This is a genomic window from Erythrobacter mangrovi, from assembly GCF_013260645.1.
Lineage (GTDB): Bacteria > Pseudomonadota > Alphaproteobacteria > Sphingomonadales > Sphingomonadaceae > Qipengyuania > Qipengyuania mangrovi.
Map to the genome: position 1 here is coordinate 1,928,003 of NZ_CP053921.1, position 17,618 is coordinate 1,945,620.

Annotated in this window: 14 protein-coding genes; 7 read left to right on the top strand and 7 right to left on the bottom strand. The window is 61.9% G+C overall.

Going from position 1 to position 17,618, the window contains the following annotated elements; all coding sequences use genetic code 11:
* The first annotated feature begins 33 nt into the window (after window positions 1–33).
* The 4 genes from HQR01_RS09855 (at window position 34) to lexA (ending at window position 3,431) form a co-directional block, all read left to right on the top strand.
* Entirely contained in the window at window positions 34–648 is a 615-nt protein-coding gene (locus HQR01_RS09855; protein WP_173214709.1) for an anthranilate synthase component II, read from the top strand.
* The gene (trpD, locus tag HQR01_RS09860) at window positions 645–1,637 is read left to right on the top strand and encodes an anthranilate phosphoribosyltransferase (RefSeq protein WP_173214710.1); all 993 of its coding nucleotides are present in this window, start codon (window positions 645–647) and stop codon (window positions 1,635–1,637) included. Before HQR01_RS09855 ends, trpD begins: the two co-directional genes overlap by 4 nt.
* A 4-nt stretch (window positions 1,638–1,641) precedes the next feature.
* Complete coding sequence (gene trpC, locus HQR01_RS09865; RefSeq protein WP_173214711.1) at window positions 1,642–2,427, top strand: indole-3-glycerol phosphate synthase TrpC; 786 nt, start codon at window positions 1,642–1,644, stop codon at window positions 2,425–2,427.
* A gap of 314 nt (window positions 2,428–2,741) precedes the next feature.
* The gene (lexA, locus tag HQR01_RS09870; RefSeq protein WP_173214712.1) at window positions 2,742–3,431 is read left to right on the top strand and encodes a transcriptional repressor LexA; all 690 of its coding nucleotides are present in this window, start codon (window positions 2,742–2,744) and stop codon (window positions 3,429–3,431) included.
* Here the strand turns inward: lexA and HQR01_RS09875 are convergent.
* On the bottom strand, window positions 3,425–5,638 hold the full coding sequence (locus tag HQR01_RS09875; RefSeq protein ID WP_173214713.1) for a ComEC/Rec2 family competence protein: 2,214 nt from the start codon (window positions 5,636–5,638) through the stop codon (window positions 3,425–3,427). The two genes, lexA and HQR01_RS09875, sit on opposite strands and share 7 nt — an antisense overlap.
* Before the next feature lie 28 nt (window positions 5,639–5,666).
* Between HQR01_RS09875 and gltX the strand changes: the two genes are divergently transcribed.
* Complete coding sequence (gene gltX / locus HQR01_RS09880) at window positions 5,667–7,100, top strand: glutamate--tRNA ligase (RefSeq protein WP_173214714.1); 1,434 nt, start codon at window positions 5,667–5,669, stop codon at window positions 7,098–7,100.
* A 40-nt stretch (window positions 7,101–7,140) separates the two neighbouring features.
* Window positions 7,141–8,427, top strand: coding sequence for a citrate synthase (locus tag HQR01_RS09885; RefSeq protein WP_173214715.1), 1,287 nt, complete (start codon window positions 7,141–7,143; stop codon window positions 8,425–8,427).
* 52 nt (window positions 8,428–8,479) lie between these two features.
* Here the strand turns inward: HQR01_RS09885 and HQR01_RS09890 are convergent, their stop codons facing one another.
* Genes HQR01_RS09890 through HQR01_RS09900 form a run of 3 tightly spaced genes read right to left on the bottom strand, consistent with a single transcriptional unit; the run spans window position 8,480 to window position 12,061 of the window.
* Window positions 8,480–9,895 (bottom strand): sensor histidine kinase, encoded by a 1,416-nt coding sequence (locus tag HQR01_RS09890; protein ID WP_173214716.1) that lies wholly within the window; start codon window positions 9,893–9,895, stop codon window positions 8,480–8,482.
* A gap of 1 nt (window position 9,896) precedes the next feature.
* Window positions 9,897–10,862: a hypothetical protein gene (locus HQR01_RS09895; RefSeq protein WP_173214717.1), complete on the bottom strand. Its 966-nt coding sequence runs from the start codon at window positions 10,860–10,862 to the stop codon at window positions 9,897–9,899.
* A 35-nt stretch (window positions 10,863–10,897) separates the two neighbouring features.
* Complete coding sequence (locus tag HQR01_RS09900) at window positions 10,898–12,061, bottom strand: hypothetical protein (protein WP_173214718.1); 1,164 nt, start codon at window positions 12,059–12,061, stop codon at window positions 10,898–10,900.
* Between the two features lie 314 nt (window positions 12,062–12,375).
* Here HQR01_RS09900 and HQR01_RS09905 point away from each other — a divergent pair, with 314 nt between their 5' ends.
* Window positions 12,376–14,913, top strand: a complete 2,538-nt coding sequence (locus HQR01_RS09905) for a coiled-coil domain-containing protein (protein WP_173214719.1) — start codon at window positions 12,376–12,378, stop codon at window positions 14,911–14,913.
* 1 nt (window position 14,914) lies between these two features.
* On the opposite strand, the gene HQR01_RS09910 is transcribed toward HQR01_RS09905, so the two are convergent.
* Genes HQR01_RS09910 through HQR01_RS09920 form a run of 3 tightly spaced genes read right to left on the bottom strand, consistent with a single transcriptional unit; the run spans window position 14,915 to window position 17,618 of the window.
* Window positions 14,915–15,187: a DUF1467 family protein gene (locus HQR01_RS09910; RefSeq protein ID WP_173214720.1), complete on the bottom strand. Its 273-nt coding sequence runs from the start codon at window positions 15,185–15,187 to the stop codon at window positions 14,915–14,917.
* 11 nt (window positions 15,188–15,198) lie between these two features.
* Window positions 15,199–16,848, bottom strand: coding sequence for a ribonuclease J (locus tag HQR01_RS09915; protein WP_173214721.1), 1,650 nt, complete (start codon window positions 16,846–16,848; stop codon window positions 15,199–15,201).
* Window positions 16,845–17,618 (bottom strand): type III pantothenate kinase, encoded by a 774-nt coding sequence (locus HQR01_RS09920; RefSeq protein ID WP_173214722.1) that lies wholly within the window; start codon window positions 17,616–17,618, stop codon window positions 16,845–16,847. The genes HQR01_RS09915 and HQR01_RS09920 overlap by 4 nt, the downstream gene beginning before the upstream one ends.

The window sequence follows — 17,618 nt, forward strand, 5'->3', positions numbered from 1 at the left end:
TAGCGCGGCTTCGCGCGCCCATTGACGCCCACTATGACCAACCGCCGCACCATCCTTGTCATCGACAATTACGACAGCTTCACCTTCAACCTCGTCCATTACCTGATGGAGATGGGCGCGGGTGTGGAGGTCGTGCGCAATGACGCCATTTCTGCCGGGCAGGCGATCACCAGCGGCGCGGCCGGCTTCCTGATCTCGCCCGGCCCGTGCACCCCCAACGAGGCTGGCGTCAGTCTCGACCTCGTGGCGGCATGCGCGGATGCAGGCAAACCCCTGCTCGGCGTGTGCCTGGGCCACCAGTCGATCGGCCAGCACTTTGGCGGCAATGTGGTGCGCGGCGGGCTGATGCATGGCAAGACGTCACCGGTCACGCATGACGGCAGTGGTGTCTTTGCCGGATTACCGTCACCCTTTACCGCGACCCGCTACCATTCGCTGGTGGTTGAGGAGATTCCCGACAGTCTCGTGGTCAATGCCACCAGCGATACACCCGGCCTCGACGGCAGCAGCGTGATGGGGTTCCGCCATCGTGAATTGCCAATCCACGGCGTGCAATTCCACCCCGAGAGCATCGCGACCGAGCACGGCCATGCCCTGCTCGCCAACTTCCTTGCCTTGTGCGGGATCGACGCGAAGCTTCCCGCATGAAGACGCTACCCGCATCGGAACCCCATCTGAGCGAAGCCGAGGCCGAGGAGGTTTTTGGCTGGATCCTTGATGGCGAGACCAGCGACGAGGAAATCGCCCGCTTCCTGCTGGCAATAACCGAGCGCAGCGAGACTGCGGAAGAAATTGCAGGTGCCGCACGCGCGCTGCGGGCTCGCTATATTCCCGTGGCCGGGCCTGAAAACGCCATAGATGTCTGCGGCACCGGCGGCGACGGGCACCACACGCTCAACGTTTCGACCGCGGTCGGTCTGGTGGTAGCCGCCTGTGGCATTCCGGTTGCGCGTCACGGCAACCGCGCAATTTCATCGCTGGCGGGCGTGGCCGATACGTTAGAAGTCTTGGGACTCGACATGGTCGCTGCCGGACGGACGGCGGAAAAGACGCTCGCGGAAATCGGCATCTGCTTCCTGTTTGCGCCAAACCACCATCCAGCGATGGGGCGTATCCAGCCCATCCGGAAGAAGCTGGGTCGCCGGACAATCTTCAACCTTATGGGACCGCTTGCTAATCCGGTGGGAATCAAGCGACAGCTGATCGGCATTGCCCGGCCCGCATATGTCTCGATTTACGGCGACGCGACCGCGCGATTGGGTACCAAGCGTACCTTCATCGTCTCTGGTGACGAGGGGCTGGACGAACTGAGCCTGGCGGGCGGAAATGAAATGGCCGACGTCACCGGGCACGATTTCGAGATGAAGAGGGTGGATGCGGGCATAGCCGGGATCGGGCATGCGCCCCTCGAGGCGATACGTGGCGGCGATTCGCGACATAACGCACAGGCACTCACCGCACTGCTTGCTGGTGAAAGCGGTCCCTATCGCGATACGGTGAGATTCAATTCGGCGGCCGCGCTACTGGTTGCCGGTGCCACCGAAAGTTGGGAGAGCGGCGCGGCGATGGCTGGCGAAGCTATCGACAGCGGCAAGGCTGCCAAGCTGCTGGCCGACTGGATTGAAATGGCGAAGTGAAACGATGAACAAGCTGGTCGAGATCTGCGCCACCAAGCGCGATGAAGTCGCTGCGCGCAAGACTGCTCGTTCGCTGGGCGATCTTGAAGCGCTGGCCGCTGAACAGGGTGCGCCGCGTGGATTTCGTGCTGCGCTGGAGCGCGCGCAGGCAGGGGGTTACGGCCTGATTGCTGAAGTGAAGAAAGCTTCGCCTTCCAAGGGATTGATCAGAGAGGACTTTCGCCCTTCTCAGCATGCCCGTGATTATGCCATCGGCGGGGCTGCGTGTCTTTCGGTACTGACCGATGCCCCTTATTTCCAGGGCCACGAGGACTTCCTGATCGAAGCCCGGGCGGCCTGCGACCTGCCCGTCCTGCGCAAGGACTTCATGGTCGACCCGTGGCAGGTTGCCGAAGCGCGTGCCATCGGTGCCGATGCTATCCTGATCATCGTTGCCGCGCTCGAGGATGCGCAGATGGCAGAAATCGAAGCGGCAGCGATGGAGCACGGGATGGACGTGCTGGTCGAAGTGCATGACGAAGCCGAAATGGAACGTGCCGCGCGCCTTCGCTCGCGCCTGATCGGGGTAAACAATCGCGACCTCCGCACTTTCGTCACCGATCTGGCCACGACGGAACGCCTTGCGCCGCTTGCGCCGCAAGGGGCCCTGCTGGTCGGCGAAAGCGGCATTGCCTCCCATGCCGATTGCCAGCGCCTTGCCTTGGCAGGGGTGCGCAGTTTCCTTGTCGGTGAGAGCCTGATGCGGCAGGCCGACGTCGCGTCGGCTACCCGTACACTTCTGCGGGGATGATCCTGTCCTACAGGTCCGCCGGGCGCTAACTTGGCGGCATGCGTGCACCATTTCCCTTCAAGCTTGCGAATGAACTTGTCGCTCGAGCTGGAGGCAATTTTTTGGATTCAGGACTGTGTTCCATCTGTTCCACGGTTCAGGCCCGTAGCTGAGAGTCTGAACATGACCGACGCGCAATCTGGACCGAATGGAGAACACCTGTTCCACAGGAAAAGCGTAAAAGTGGCGGGATTGCTTGACTTACGAATCATGGTTGCCTAATTGTTCCTTATTCGTTCACGGGTTGTGAACAGCGGCACGGGAGTATCGCACCAATGCTGACGGCCAAGCAGCACGAGCTGATCCGCTTCATCCAGCAAAAGCTGGAAGAGACCGGCATTTCACCCAGTTTTGAAGAAATGAAGGAAGCGCTCGACCTCAAGAGCAAGTCGGGCGTTCACCGCCTGATTTCGGCGCTGGAAGAGCGCGGTTTCATTCGGCGCTTGCCCAATCGTGCTCGCGCGCTTGAAGTAGTCAAGCTGCCTGAAGATGCCGTAACCGGCGGAGCCCGGCCGCGTGCAGCCAATGACGCCGTGTCGGCAGCAATTGCTCCGAAGGCGATCGCGCCCGAACCGGCCAATGACATCATCCAGGTGCCGCTGCATGGGCGCATTGCCGCCGGCGCTCCGATCGAAGCGATCGAGGGTCAGTCTAGCATGCCTGTCCCGGCCGCCCTGCTCGGCCCGGGCGAGCACTATGCGCTCGAAGTGTCGGGCGATTCGATGATCGAAGCGGGTATCTTCGACGGCGATTTCGCGCTGGTGAAGCGGACCGAAACCGCACGCGACGGCGAAATCGTGGTCGCGCTGGTCGACAATGAGGAAGCGACTCTCAAGTACTTGCGGCGTGAGGCTGGTCGGATACGGCTTGATCCCGCCAATGGCGCTTACGAACCGCAAATCTACGAGCCGCACCGGGTCAAGGTGCAAGGCAAGCTGGCGGGACTGTTGCGCCGCTATCACTGAGTGGATGGTGGCGCTCTGCGGGGCCGATCTTCGCGTGGCCGCCACCAGCCATGCTCACCCTGCGTTCGGGCTACCGTGTCGATGCGGCCCGAGGCAAGATAGAGCGCAACACCGCCTTCACGCTGGAGGAATCGACGATCGAGCCTGAGCCATGCGGGGCGGCACGCACGAGGCAAGTATCGATCGGAGATCACGATATCTGCCTTCTCGCACGCTGCAGCGAGCGCCCGCTCCTCAACGAGGTTACGACTGCGCGAAACCAGCAGGCGCCAAGTCCTCCCTCCACGATCAAGCTCCAGCGCGCAAAAGTCATCGCTGCATCGCGCGCCCGACCATTCAGCCAGCGCCTGTGGCTCGGTTCCGCTTGCGGCGATCTCCAGCAAGCTGTCCTGGGCATATCCGCCCTCGCTTTGGCGGAGCACCAGCACCTGATCGCCCTCCCCGACTATCGCGAAGTCACGACCATCGCGCGTGACAAGGATGTCGGGCACAGGTGCGCTCAGCATCCACACCGTTGCGGCAATGGCTGGGACCAGGCCCCAAAGTCGTTGAGTGCCGTGCCACAGGGCGAGCCACAGCCCGCCACCTACGAACAGCAGCAGAGCCGCCGGGGGAACCGGAGGTGCGAGCTTGACTGCCCCGGGCAAGCCCGCGGCGAAGTGGGCCAAGTCGAGCAGCAGCTCGAGCGAATGCCCGGCCAGCCACCAAAAGGGCGCGCCCATTCCTACCATGTCGAACGCCATGGCCAGGGCCAAGAGCGGCATCGATACGAAGGTCACCAGAGGTATCGCAACTAGGTTCGCCAAGGCACCATACACGCCGGCCCGATGGAAGTGGAACAGCACGATCGGCATCAGCGCGATCTCGATCACCAAACCGGTAAGGAACAGAACTGCGAGCCGCCGCCCAAGGCGGGATGTCCACCCCTCCTCTCGCGGTGCAAGGAATTCGCGCACCGGCTTCGCGCCATGTAGCGCGACGATCGCCAGCACGGCGGCAAAGCTCATCTGGAAACTCGGTCCAATCAGCGACTCCGGCCACAACAGCAAGACGAGCATGGCCGCCACCGCGACCATGCGCATCGACAGCGGTTCACGTCCCAGCGCCAGTGCCAGCAACACGAGAACCGCGCCGATACAGCTGCGGATTGTGGGGACTTCGGCCCCAGTAAGCAGCGTATAACCGATCCCCGCCAATGCCGCTGCTCCTGCAGCAACCAGCGGCAAACGCACGCGCAACGCAAACCAGGGCCAACAAGCCAGCAGCTTGAGCGTCAGGAGATAGGTCGCCGCGATGATGGCACTGACATGCAGTCCGCTGATCGACAGCAAGTGCGTCAGTCCGGCGTCGCGCATGGCTTCCTCGTCAGCGCTCGGAATTGCCCCGCGATCGCCGCTCGCCAATGTCGCTGCGATGGCACCTGGCGCTCCGTCGAGCCGGCTCCGCACATAGGACGACAGATCGCGCTGGACCCGAGCGAGGCGGCCCTCATTTTGCTTAGGTGGTTCCAGAACCTCGACCGTCCCAGCAACCGCGCCGGTCGCAGACAGCCCTTCGAACCAGGCCCTTCGCGCGAAGTTGTACGCTCCCGGTACAATCGGAGGTGCGGGAGGCAGCAAACGCACCGAAAGCCGGACTCGTGCCCCTTCACGCAAGTTCTCGGCGTCCTGATCAAGCGGTAGGTTGACCCGATATGCGACTGCGCGGCCCGCCACTACATCACGCGCAGCTAGGGTAAGGCGTATGCGCCCTTCCGTAGGCTGCTCTTGTCGCTCCAGGATACGCGCATCGAGCCGCTCGAAACGCGGGGCAGGAATGGGCTCGGCACCCACGATTTCGGAGCGCGCCCATACCACCGCAACACCCAGGGCTATAGTCAACGACACTGCAATGGCGGCTACCATCACATACGAGCGTTCGTTCCGCCCGCGCCAAATCGCAGCAGCCGATAATGCGAGGAGCAGAAATGCGCCCATTGCTGCAAGCCACTGCCAAGGACTCCCAAGCCCGAACCAAAGGGCAATGCCCGCAGCCAGTGCCACCGCCAACCAAGGCCCACGATCGAATTCCGATCCTGCAAGCAGGCGCTCGATCCGGTCCGTGAATCTGGACAAGAGGCCGCGCATGCGCCAAGGGCGCCGCACTGCGTCGCGGGCAGTGCCGCCCGCCTCCCCCAATGGTACAAGAGGCGTCCCTTGCGTCGCCATGTAAGTGTTTGAAAGGAAGCGAGAGACAATGGCAAGCGATAGTGTGAGCACCGCTGCTTCGCCATCCGGGACGGTCGTCACCCGCTTCGCCCCCTCACCCACGGGTTATCTCCATATCGGCGGGGCGCGCACGGCGTTGTTCAACTGGCTATACGCGCGCCATCACGGCGGTCGCGTGCTGCTCCGCATCGAGGATACCGATCGCAAGCGCAGCACGCAGGATGCGATCGACAAGATCATCGACGGACTCGCCTGGCTTGGCCTCGATTTCGACGAAGCACCCGTATTCCAGTCTGATCGCGCTGAGCGCCACGCTGAAGTCGCCCGTCAGCTGCTCGCAGCGGGCCATGCCTACAAGTGCTTCGCCACCCAGGAAGAACTCGAAGAGATGCGCGAAGCGCAGCGTGCGGCAAAGCAGCCCTTGCGCTACGATCGCCGTTGGCGTGACCGAGATCCGTCCGAGGCGCCTGAAGGCGCGCCCTACGTGATCCGGCTCAAGGTTCCGGTCGAAGGCGCAACCACGATCGAAGATGCGGTCCAAGGCAGCATCACCGTCCAGAACTCCGAGATTGACGATTACATCATCCTGCGTTCGGACGGCACGCCGACCTACATGCTCGCGGTAGTAGTCGACGACCACGACATGGGCGTGACCCACATCATCCGTGGTGACGATCACATCAACAATGCCTTCCGACAGCTGCCGATCATCCGTGCAATGAACGAGATCGAGGGCAACTGGCCCGATCCGGTCTATGCGCATGTCCCCCTGATCCACGGCGCCGACGGGGCGAAGATGTCTAAGCGACATGGAGCGGTCGGGGTCGAGGCCTATCGCGACGAGGAAGGCATTCTCCCAGAGGCGCTGGTCAACTATCTGCTCCGACTCGGTTGGGGGTATGGCGATCGCGAGGAAATCAGCCGAGAGGAAGCGATCCAACTGTTCGATCTCGATGGGGTCGGCAAAGGCCCGGCACGCTTCGACATCAAGAAGCTCCAGAATCTCAACGGCCACTATATCCGCGAAGCAGACGATGCACGATTGGCTGCACTCGTAGCCGAGCGCATTGGTTCCGATGCAGATGTTGCGCTGCTGACGAAGGCAATGCCTGTCCTTAAAGTTCGCGCCAAGTCCGTCAATGAACTCGTTGAAGGTGCTGCGTTTCTCTCCGCAAAGCGTCCGCTCGAAATGAGCGAAAAGGCAGGCGCATTGCTCGACGATGAAGCGCGCCAGCGACTGGGTGAACTGTCCAAAATGCTGCAACTGCAAAATGACTGGACAATCGAGGCTCTCGAAGCCACTACGAAATCGTATGCCGAGAACCTTGGGGTTGGGCTCGGTAAGCTCGCGCAACCGATGCGTGCAGCACTCACCGGTACGACCACGTCGCCCGGTATTTTCGATGTGCTGGTCCTGTTGGGAAAGGAAGAGGCGCTCGCTCGTATCGACGCGCAAGCCTGACCTTCCCCGGGAACCGCAAAAGACGTTTGAGGAGACAAGTGTGGCCGACAATCAGGCAACTCTCGATCTGGGTGGCAAGACCCAGGAATTCCCCGTCCTGAAAGGGAGCGTCGGTCCCGATGTGATCGACATTCGTAAGCTTTATGGTGCGACCGGGGCGTTCACCTACGATCCCGGCTACAAGTCGACCGCGAGCTGCGAGAGCGCCCTCACCTACATTGACGGTGAAGAAGGCATCCTGCTTCACCGCGGCTACCCTATCGGCCAGCTGGCCGAGCATTCGAGCTTCATGGAGGTCAGCTATCTGCTGCTGAACGGCGAACTGCCGACGCAGGAAGAGCTCGACGATTTCACGTACACAATTACCCGCCACACCATGGTGCACGAACAGCTGCGGAGCTTCTACCAGGGCTTCCGTCGCGATGCGCACCCGATGGCGATCATGTGCGGCGTGGTGGGCGCGCTTTCGGCCTTCTACCACGACAGCACCGACATCGCAGATCCCGAACAGCGCAAGATCGCCAGCCATCGCCTGCTGGCGAAGATGCCGACGATCGCGGCGATGGCCTACAAATATTCGGTCGGTCAACCGTTCCTGCAGCCGAAAAACTCGCTCAGCTACACCGGCAACTTTCTGCGCATGACCTTCGGCGTCCCGGCCGAGGAATATGAGATTCATCCCGCCATCGAACGCGCGATGGACCGGATCTTCATTCTCCATGCCGATCACGAACAGAACGCTTCGACCTCGACCGTCCGCCTTGCAGGCTCGTCGGGAGCCAACCCGTTCGCCTGCATTGCCGCGGGCATTGCCTGCCTGTGGGGCCCGGCGCACGGCGGCGCGAACGAAGCGGCGCTCAACATGCTGCAGGAAATCGGCTCTCCCGACCGCATCCCGCACTATATCGAACGCGCCAAGGACAAGAACGACCCGTTTCGCCTGATGGGCTTCGGCCACCGCGTCTACAAGAACTACGACCCGCGTGCGACGGTCATGCAGAAGACACTGCGAGAGGTGTTCGACGCGCTGAACGTCGACGACCCGGTGTTCGAAACCGCGTTGCGCCTGGAAGAACTCGCGCTGAGCGACGATTACTTCAAGGAGAAGAAGCTCTTCCCGAACGTGGACTTCTACTCGGGCATCATCCTCAACGCGATCGGCTTCCCGACCACCATGTTCACCGCACTCTTTGCGCTCGCCCGCACGGTCGGCTGGGTTGCGCAGTGGAATGAAATGATTTCCGATCCTGCACAGGTCATCGGCCGCCCGCGCCAGCTCTACACTGGCCCGACCGAACGCGATTACGTGCCCATCGGCAAGCGCTGAGCGGACTTTAGGAACCAGAGATCAAGGGGCGCCTCGGCGCCCCTTTTTCATATTAGCGGCTGTTGCCGCCGCGTTCCTCGCTGCGTAGATCGTCGGCCGCCGGGACCGAAAGCGTAAATCGCGCACCTTGCCCCGGCGCGCTCTCAACCGTCAGATCGCCGTCCATCGCACGGGCAATTCGGCGCGAGATATAGAGCCCCAAGCCGGAACCTCCGTCGCCACTACGTCCGAGCCGCTCGAATTTCTCGAAGACTTTCTGTTGCTGAGCCTCGTCGAGCCCATGGCCCTGGTCGGCCACGGTGATAAGCGCACGGCTCCCTATCCGATCGAGACGGATCCAGACCTGGCTGTCTTCCGGCGAGTACCGGATCGCATTGCCCACAAGGTTGAGCAGGATCTGTAGCACTCGACGGAATTCGGCGATTGCCAATTGGCTCTCGCCTTCGACCGGTGGCACGAGCGTAATGCCCTTCTCCTGCGCCCGAACGCCCAGGATTCCGCATGCTCGCCGCGCGACATCGGCCAATTCGATGCGGTCTGGTGCGGTGACAAACTGGTCGGATTCGACCACCTCGAGATCGGAAAGGTCATCGATCAGCGCCAGCAAGTGCTGCGCGGCAGTCGCTATATCTGCCGCATAGTTCGAATATTCGTCAGCGATCGGTCCCGCCAGCTTCGTCCGGATCGTTTCGGCATTGGCGATGATGCGGTTGATCGGTTGGCGCAGGACAGGGGTAAGGTCGCGTCCGAATGACGCACCTTCGATGGCCGTGCCCGAAGCAGGATCGAACACCGCCGGATCGGGGGTGTCCGCAGTAAGGTAGAGCACGAATCCAGCGCTGCCGGGTTGCCCCTGCCCTAGTGGCTCAAGGTGAGCGGTCCACTGGCGCGCGGATCCAGGAATCTCGCAGTGCGCCCCATCGAGGAGCCGCCAATGGAGCGGTTGCTCGTGTGCATTGCCCGGCAGGCGGACAAAATCGGTCCAGGGTCGCCCGATTGCGTCACGGGTCGCCTCGACGAAGTCCGCCAGGTCTGGCGCTTCCGTGACAACCGATAGAAGCCCCTGGCGCGGATCGAGACGCGCGGTGCAATCGGCAAGGTGGCGATTGATCTCGACGCGCCGCCGCGCGGACTCGAGCTCATTTTCGGGGGGCAACTCCTCCGAATGCCAGCTAACCACATCAATGGAACAAGCCTCGACCGCACCCTCACCTCCGAGTTCCGGCGCTATCTCTACCCAGGCCGAAATACGGTTCTCACCGTCGATGGCGTTGAACTGGCGAGCGAGACGGAGGCCGTAGTGACCCGCCTTGTCAACAAGAGCGCGCAGCTCCGGGATAGCGATCGTGCTTCCCAACTTCCCTCCACATGCCTCCTGGAGACTGGCAAGGGGTTCACCGGCCTCAACCAGATGCCCCTCGGCATCAGTGCGACCATGCGCAATGTAGCGGGTTCCAACGCTGGCCATCTCAGGCGATCCCCAATGTGCCGGCTTCCGCTAGCATTTGTGCAGCTTCGCCCGGTTCGAGCGATTCAAGACCCCGTATCGGCTCCGCCGAAGGATGAAGGCGCAAGACCTGGTTTTCGATCTCGACCCCGCTCAAGCCTGCGGCACGCAGCCCGAGCGCAAATCGCGCCGATTGCTTTGCGTTGGTGGATAGTACGGCCATAGACCGCGACTGGCGTGACCCTGTCGCAAGGGCGGTAAGGAACAGCGGAACGCCTGCCTGTTCGATATCGAGCGCTTCCCGAGCATGGTCGCCCATACCGGCGATAAGGCGCGCCAGCAATGCAAGCCTTCCCGCGCTCTCGTCAAACCCGTTGCGTAGCTTGGCCTCCGCCCGGACCATCGCATCTGAACGGCGTGGGCCGTTGAAGGCTCTCCAGCCCAGCAACAACTCATGGAACAGGTCCCCGGGCAGTTCGCCCAGCGGAAGCTCCATGCGTCGCTGCGATTGTGCGAACCGGGCCTGCGCCGCCAGTGCAGCCATTGCAGCGCTTGCCTGACTGGAGTCTGCTGATGCGATCAATTGCTGGAGGACCGGCGAGAGCACGGGATCCATCCCGTATTGCGCCTCCAAGCGTGCCGAGAGCTGCCACTCCAATGCAAGGGCATGGCAATGCGATAGGACCTGCGGGCTGCTGAAGAAGTGCTCCGCCAAGGCTTCGCCATGGCGTTCAGCGAAGGCTTCGCGTCCCGCTTCGCCTGTAGCTTCGGCTTGCGCCCGCAACACTTGCGAGGAGAGATCAAGGCACATGGCCCGGATGCGCGCGACAAGTTCATCCGAAAACAACGACGTGTCCGGAGTCGCAAGCAGATGCGTAAGGATTGGGCCGACGCGCGCCAGAATAGCGTTCCCGCGCGCGAGAGCATCGCGCAGGGCAGCCGCCCGGTCCTTGTCCGAGGCGTCAGGCACGGCGTTCCACAAAGTCATGGCCTTGGATTAGCATCCACATGGTTAATTCGCCGTTATTCCACCCTGTCCGGCAGACGAAAAAGCGATAGGAGTACTACCAGCACAAGGGTCGCAGTGACTGGCTGGACAATTCCCACGAAGGCCGCCGGAACCATGAGGATGGCAAGCGCCACCCTGTCACGATAGCTTTCTCGCCATTTCCCGCCGCCGCGATGTTGCGCCAGCCTCAGTAGGCCGAAGAGCACCGCAGGAACGAAAAGGCGCAGCCATTCCGTGTCTTCCGGCGACGCGAGGGCAATCAGGATCGCCAGAATTGGGTCGAGCATCCAGTCGATCGTCTTGGCCAATGCGGAACGACGCGCACCTATTTGTCCTGCTTGCGCTATTCGTTCGACCGTTTCCCCCGCCACCCCCAACATCGCCATCAGAGCGCCAAAACCGAAGGAGGCCAACGGATACCCCAGAATGCCAAGCGAGAGTGCCAACACCCCTGACAATCCCGCGGCTATTGCCGGTACACGGGCACTCCTACCGCCGAGAATATCGCGAGCAAGCCGGGTGCCCATTCGCTCGGCAATGGCCAGGCCAGGCGCGGTGAACGGCGCTGGTGCAGCGTGCGAAGTGATCCACCGCGCTTCGCGTTCGCTCAGTGCGCCTTCATTTGGCGAGAGGTGCCACAGCCCCTCTTCCAGCAACCGCTTCTCAAGAGGTTGGATCCGAACACCCGATTGGAGTGCGATCCGGAGAAGTGCCGAGATCACGTCAGCATCGGGCGGCAGTTCTGAAAGGCGCTCTACATTGGCGCCCAATGTCAGCATCGCCCCGGACCAGGCGAACTCAGCATCGATACGCTCATAGCCCTTCGAAACGGCATCTTGCGCCGGGAAAACCAGTACCGCAGGGCGAGCCGTATAACGCAGCACTGCGCCCTCATCTGGAAGGGCGCCCGATGCGAGGACGAATAGCTCGTCCGCGGCCGTGACAAGGCCAGACAGCGGTCGTGGCTCCTGGAGGGCAATAAACCGTGCACCGCCGCGTTCCGCCCGGCGCTGCGCCTCGATGACCTCCCGCCCGATTCCCTCGACGAGGCAAGCGATCGTTTCGCAACCGGCCGCCAGCGCAAGATCGATCTGGCGCTCGATAATGCGCGAGCCTGCAAATTGCCGAAACGGCGCACGCGTGTGACCTGGGGCGGTCGATCGATCGAGCGTGGACAAGAGGGCAACGCGCAAGACGCACTCCGGGTGTGGCGGATAGGACGGCCCGCAGTTCTAGGTTCCCACAGGCCGATCGGCCAGTGCCAATGCGCCAGTTTCCTTCAATTGGGTCTCGTTGGTCAAACGAGCGAAGGCATCGGTCACCAAGTCAATTGTAGTAGTGAAAACGCGAGATCGCAGAAGCATGGTTAAAGTGGGTTTAAGCAACGAAGAAACATGATAGATTCCGTCCCATGAGAAAACGCAACCTGATCAAGGCCGTCGAATCCGAGACGGAAGTGGAATCTTCACAATCCTCCATTTCGGAGGAGCTTATGGAGGATACTTCCGATGAATTCGAGGACGTAGAGGAGGACTACGTGCAAGAGCCGAAGCTGCGGAGCTTCGGCTGGGTGCTTCCTACGCTCGCGCAATTGGCGATCGCCGGCTGGACCGGGTTCTATGCTTGGGCTTACCAGCAAGAAATCCTTGCAGGTGGGCCCCCGCAACAGTGGATCGAGTGGATAACCGCCTGGATCCTCCCTGTGCTCCTGATCGTCTCGCTCTGGTTACTCGCGACCCGCAATTCGACGCGCGAGGCGCAGCGGTTCGGCCAGGTGGCGCAGAGCCTCGCCGAGGAGTCTGCACGGCTCGAAGCACGTCTGGTCACCGTCAATCGGGAGTTGAGTCTCGCCCGCGAGTTTCTCACCACGCAAACCCGCGAGCTCGAGTTTCTCGGCCGCTCGGCGAGTGAACGACTATCCGACCATGCCGATCGACTGCAAGAACTGGTCCGCGACAATGGCTCACAGATCGACGCCATTGCCAGTGTCAGCGGCACCGCACTGGAGAATATGGACCGATTGCGCGACAATCTGCCTGTCATTGCCAATTCAGCAAAGGACGTCTCCAATCAGATCGGCGGCGCAGGCCGCATGGCAAAGGCGCAGCTCGACGAGCTTGTGGCGGGGTTCAAGCGTCTAAACGACTTTGGTGCCGCGAGCGAACGGCAGGTTGCTTCCTTGCGCGAGCGGGTCGACGATGCCCTCACGGCCTTTGGCGAACAGGCCGACCAACTCGGCACCGTGACGGAACAACGCTTTGCTGCTCTGCGCGAAAATAGCGATAGTTTCCGTGCCGACCTCGACAGCCGGGAAATCGATGCCTTGGCCGCGATCCGTGCAAGGGCGGAGACCTTGCGCGCCGAGCTGGCCGAAGCGGGTCAGATTGCTGCCGCCGAGCATGATGCGGCCGTCGACTCACTTCAACAGCGCCTCGAAGCCCTGCGCAGTGATGCCGCGTCGATTTCGGGCACGGTACGCGAAGGTGAAGAAGCTGCGCTGGCAGCCTGGACGAACCAGGTTGAGGCTATGCGTAAACGGCTGGAAGAAGCCATTGAGGAAATTCGCGAAATCGACGAATCCGCGTTGGCGGCCGCCAACTCGAAGCTCAAGGCGTTGTTCGAGGAAGCAGAGGCCGTCGATGCCAGGATCGCCGAGCGCAATCGCACCTTCGATACTGAGACTGTCCAGCGGCGTGTCGAATTCGAAGTCGCGGAACAGGCGGCATTGGCGCTCATGCGGGAACGGCTCTCCGAACTCGATGCAGCGCTGGACGAACGCCGCGCTGCTCACCAGGAACGTACCGCTGCACTGGTCCGCGAAGGCGAAGCGCTTGACGCGCGGATCGCGGCACTCGGACAGGCGTTCGCCAGTGCCGAAAGTCAGGGTCGCGAAGCCTCACAAGCTATCGCGCAAGGCGTCGACGAGCTTTCGGGTAAGCTGGTGGAAACCCGCGAGGCGCTCGACGGAACGGATATGGCTGTCTCGGCCCTCACCGATGCAAGCGTACGCCTACTCGAGTTGATTCAAGCCAGCGCCAAGCAGAGCCGGGAAACCTTGCCAGAGGCAATGCAGGCGAGCGAAAGCCGGCTCGCACAGATCGAATCTCGCGCGGCTGCAGTTCACAGTCTGCTCGATCAGGCGCGTGAGGCCGGCGAAGAAGCGGCCAAGGCCATGGAGACAGCAGACAACCGCACCCGGTCGGTCATGGCCGAGGTCGACAGCTTCCAGGCACGCTTTGGCGAAACCGCAACCGCACAGGTCGAAGCGATCGAGCGTCTGCGATCCAGCGTTGCCGCATTGGGAAGCGAAAACGAGTCTGTTGCCGCCAAGGCGCAAAACGAGTTGCGCGCCGCGATCGCGGCTCTCGAGACAAATGCCCGCGCAGCGCTGTCTGCCATCGAGAACGAGCAGTCCGAACGAATTTCCAGGATCGCAGCCAAGGTCGGTGAACAGAGCACCGAAGCCATAGACCGGGCGCTGGCCACGCACACCGAGCAGGCGCTGGCCAAGCTGGATGAGGCGACGGCGCGTTCGAGCGAAGCAGGACGCGAGATCACGCGCCAACTGCGTGACCAACTGGCCAAGGTCAACGAGTTAACGGGCAATCTCGAAAGCCGCATCGCGCAGGCCCGGGCCCGAGCAATGGAGGATGTCGACAATGACTTCTCCCGTCGCGTCGCGCTGATCACCGAGAGTCTCAACTCGAACGCCATCGACATTGCGAAGGCGCTATCGACCGAAGTGACGGATACGGCCTGGGCAAGCTACTTGCGTGGCGACCGCGGCATCTTCACGCGCCGTGCAGTTCGCCTGCTCGACAACACCGAGGCGCGCGAGATTGCCGAACTCTACGACACCGATCGCGACTTCCGTGAACACGTGAGCCGCTACATCCATGACTTCGAGTCGATGCTGCGGACAATGCTGTCCACGCGTGATGGTCACGCGGTTAGCGTGACGCTGCTGTCGGGCGATATGGGTAAACTCTACGTGGTCCTTGCACAGGCACTCGAACGCCTGCGCCAGTAAGCTAGCGGACCGTCGGGCCCCAAAAGATCAGATCTTGCGCGGTGATCCACCCGTAGATGTAGTTGCTAACATAGGCAGCGGTCGCCACGGCTGCCAGCACAGCCGCTCGCAGGATGAGTAGCCCCGGCCGGAAATTTACGGGCGCGCTCTCGGCTTGCCCCGGAATCTTCTCGACGCCTGCCTCTTCATGCGTACGTACTCCGAAGGGCAGCAGCACGAAGGCGCTGAACACCAGGAACAGGAAGTAGATCGCAAGAATGCTCGTCCATTGCACGGTTCGTCACCTCACAAATTAGGCATGATGACGCGGACTTGCGGACGCTTGCCAGACCAGCGTTGCGCCGCACGACGAGCAGCGAGCCGTGCAGCTTCATGGATAGACGCTTCGTCCTTACGCGCGGGCCCCTTTAGCTTGCGAATCGCCTCGATCACGTCGGCCCGGGTCTCGGCAAGGAATTCGGGGTAGTCCTCATCGAGCGGCAGGCCGAGGCTGTCGATCTTCGGATTCAGCTCGCCGTCGAGAGCCACAATGACGACCCCCTCGCGCATGATGCGTCGGCGCACGGTGATGGCATCGCCATCTGCTGGGACGATGATGTCGCCGTCGAGCACAAGCCGCCCCGCCCTTACATCGGCAACCTTGCCTGGAGCGCCTGGCGCTAGCCTGACTATGTCGCCGTTCTGCTGGACGACCTGATTGGGAATGCCATAAGATGCGCCGAGCCTGCCTTGCTCATGCATGTGCCGCATCTCTCCGTGGACGGGTACGAGGATCTCGGGCCGCAACCAGCCATAGAGCGCCTCCAGTTCGGGCCGCCCGGGGTGGCCAGAAACATGAATCATGCTCTGCCGGTCGGTCACCATGGTGATCCCGCGAGCGGCAAGCCGGTTCTGGACCACACCGATGGAGATCTCATTGCCTGGAATCTGGCGGCTGGAAAACAGCACGACGTCGCCACTTACCAATTCGATCGGGTGATTTTCCTCGGCGATCCGTGCCAATGCAGCGCGTGGTTCGCCCTGCCCACCGGTAGCGAGGATCAGCAACTCTCCGCGGGGTAGGCCCATCGCGGAGTCGAAATCGATCGGGGTGGGGAAATCCTGCAAATAGCCGTTGGTCTGTGCCACCTCGATGATGCGATCGAGCGAGCGACCGGCCACGCAGACCTGTCGCCCCGTCTCACGAGCGACATCGCCCAAGGTCTGCAGGCGAGCGACGTTGCTGGCGAAAGTGGTGACCAGCACCCTTTTGCCCGCATGCTTCTGCACTTCTTCGAGAAGGCCTTTGTGCACCGTGCCTTCGGAACCGCTTGGGGCCGGATTGAAGACATTGGTGCTGTCGCAAACCAATGCGAGGACACCCTCGTCACCGATTGCCGCAAGCTCCTCCTCGGTGGTCGGCACCCCGATGATCGGATCCTCGTCGAGTTTCCAGTCGCCGGTATGGAATATGCGACCATGCGGAGTTTCGATCAGCAGCGCATTGCCCTCCGCAATCGAGTGGGCAAGCGGGATGTAGGTGATTTCGAAGGGACCGATTTCGAAACTGCCATGATCATCATCGATGACGTTCAATTCGATATCGTCTGCGATCCCCGCTTCTTCCAGCTTGCGCATGACCAGGTCGGCGGTGAACGGCGTGGCGTAGATCGGAACGCCGAGGTCAGCTGCGAAATAGGGCACGGCACCGATGTGATCCTCATGCGCGTGCGTAAGAACGATCGCCTCGAGCTGATCGGCCCGCTCCTCGATGAATTCGAGATCGGCAAAAACAAGGTCGACGCCGGGGTACTGATCCCCCGAAAAGGTCATGCCGAGATCGACCATCAGCCAGCGCCCCTGGCAGCCGTAAAGGTTGACGTTCATGCCGATCTCACCCGAGCCTCCAAGGGCGAGGAACAGCAATTCGTCTTCGGGTGTAAAATCCTTCTTCAAGCAGAGCGCTCCGCCAGGATGGCAAGACCATCGAGCGTAAGGTCGCTGTCGACCGCATCGAATATCTCGGTGTGCAGGTCGAACAGGATCGCCAGACCGCCAGTCGCGACCACCTTGCTGGGGCGACCGATCTCGGCCTTCATTCGATCGATGAGCCCTTCCATCATCGCGACATAGCCCCAGAAGACGCCGATCAGCATCTGGTCCTCTGTGTTGGTGCCGATCACGCTGTTGGTTCGCGGCGCTTCAATCGCAATGCGCGGAAGCTTGGCCGTATTGCCCACGAGAGCGTCGAGCGAGAGGTTGATGCCGGGAGCTATGATTCCGCCCTTGTAGGCACCGTTAAAGTCCACCGCATCGAAGGTGGTCGCGGTACCGAAATCGACAATGATCAAGTCGCCCTCGTAGCGCGCGTGCGCCGCGATCGCGTTGAGCGCGCGGTCCGCTCCAAGCGAACTTGGCAGGTCGACATCGATATTGATGCCCCATTGCGCCTCGCCCTGCCCCGCGATCAACGGAGTTACGCCGAAGTACTTCTCCGAGAGCACCGTAAGATTATGGATCGCGCGCGGCACCACCGAGCCGACAATAATCTGCTTCACGTCCTCACGCCCGTACCCTTCGATCTCGAGCAGTTGAAGAAGCCAGACGGCGTACTCGTCACCGGTACGCCGGGGGTCGGTGGCGATACGCCAGCGGGCCTTGATCTCGCGCCGGTCATAGAGCGCAAAGACCACATTGGTGTTGCCGACATCGGCTGCGAGCAGCAT

Excerpts from the sequence above, each read along its gene's own strand:
- HQR01_RS09855 (WP_173214709.1), top strand. The coding sequence starts at position 34 with ATGACCAACCGCCGCACCATCCTTGTCATCGACAATTACGACAGCTTC.
- trpD (WP_173214710.1), top strand. The coding sequence starts at position 645 with ATGAAGACGCTACCCGCATCGGAACCCCATCTGAGCGAAGCCGAGGCC.
- trpC (WP_173214711.1), top strand. The coding sequence starts at position 1,642 with ATGAACAAGCTGGTCGAGATCTGCGCCACCAAGCGCGATGAAGTCGCT.
- lexA (WP_173214712.1), top strand. The coding sequence starts at position 2,742 with ATGCTGACGGCCAAGCAGCACGAGCTGATCCGCTTCATCCAGCAAAAG.
- HQR01_RS09875 (WP_173214713.1), bottom strand. The coding sequence starts at position 5,638 with ATGGCGACGCAAGGGACGCCTCTTGTACCATTGGGGGAGGCGGGCGGC.
- gltX (WP_173214714.1), top strand. The coding sequence starts at position 5,667 with ATGGCAAGCGATAGTGTGAGCACCGCTGCTTCGCCATCCGGGACGGTC.
- HQR01_RS09890 (WP_173214716.1), bottom strand. The coding sequence starts at position 9,895 with ATGGCCAGCGTTGGAACCCGCTACATTGCGCATGGTCGCACTGATGCC.
- HQR01_RS09895 (WP_173214717.1), bottom strand. The coding sequence starts at position 10,862 with ATGACTTTGTGGAACGCCGTGCCTGACGCCTCGGACAAGGACCGGGCG.
- HQR01_RS09905 (WP_173214719.1), top strand. The coding sequence starts at position 12,376 with ATGGAGGATACTTCCGATGAATTCGAGGACGTAGAGGAGGACTACGTG.
- HQR01_RS09920 (WP_173214722.1), bottom strand. The coding sequence starts at position 17,618 with ATGCTGCTCGCAGCCGATGTCGGCAACACCAATGTGGTCTTTGCGCTC.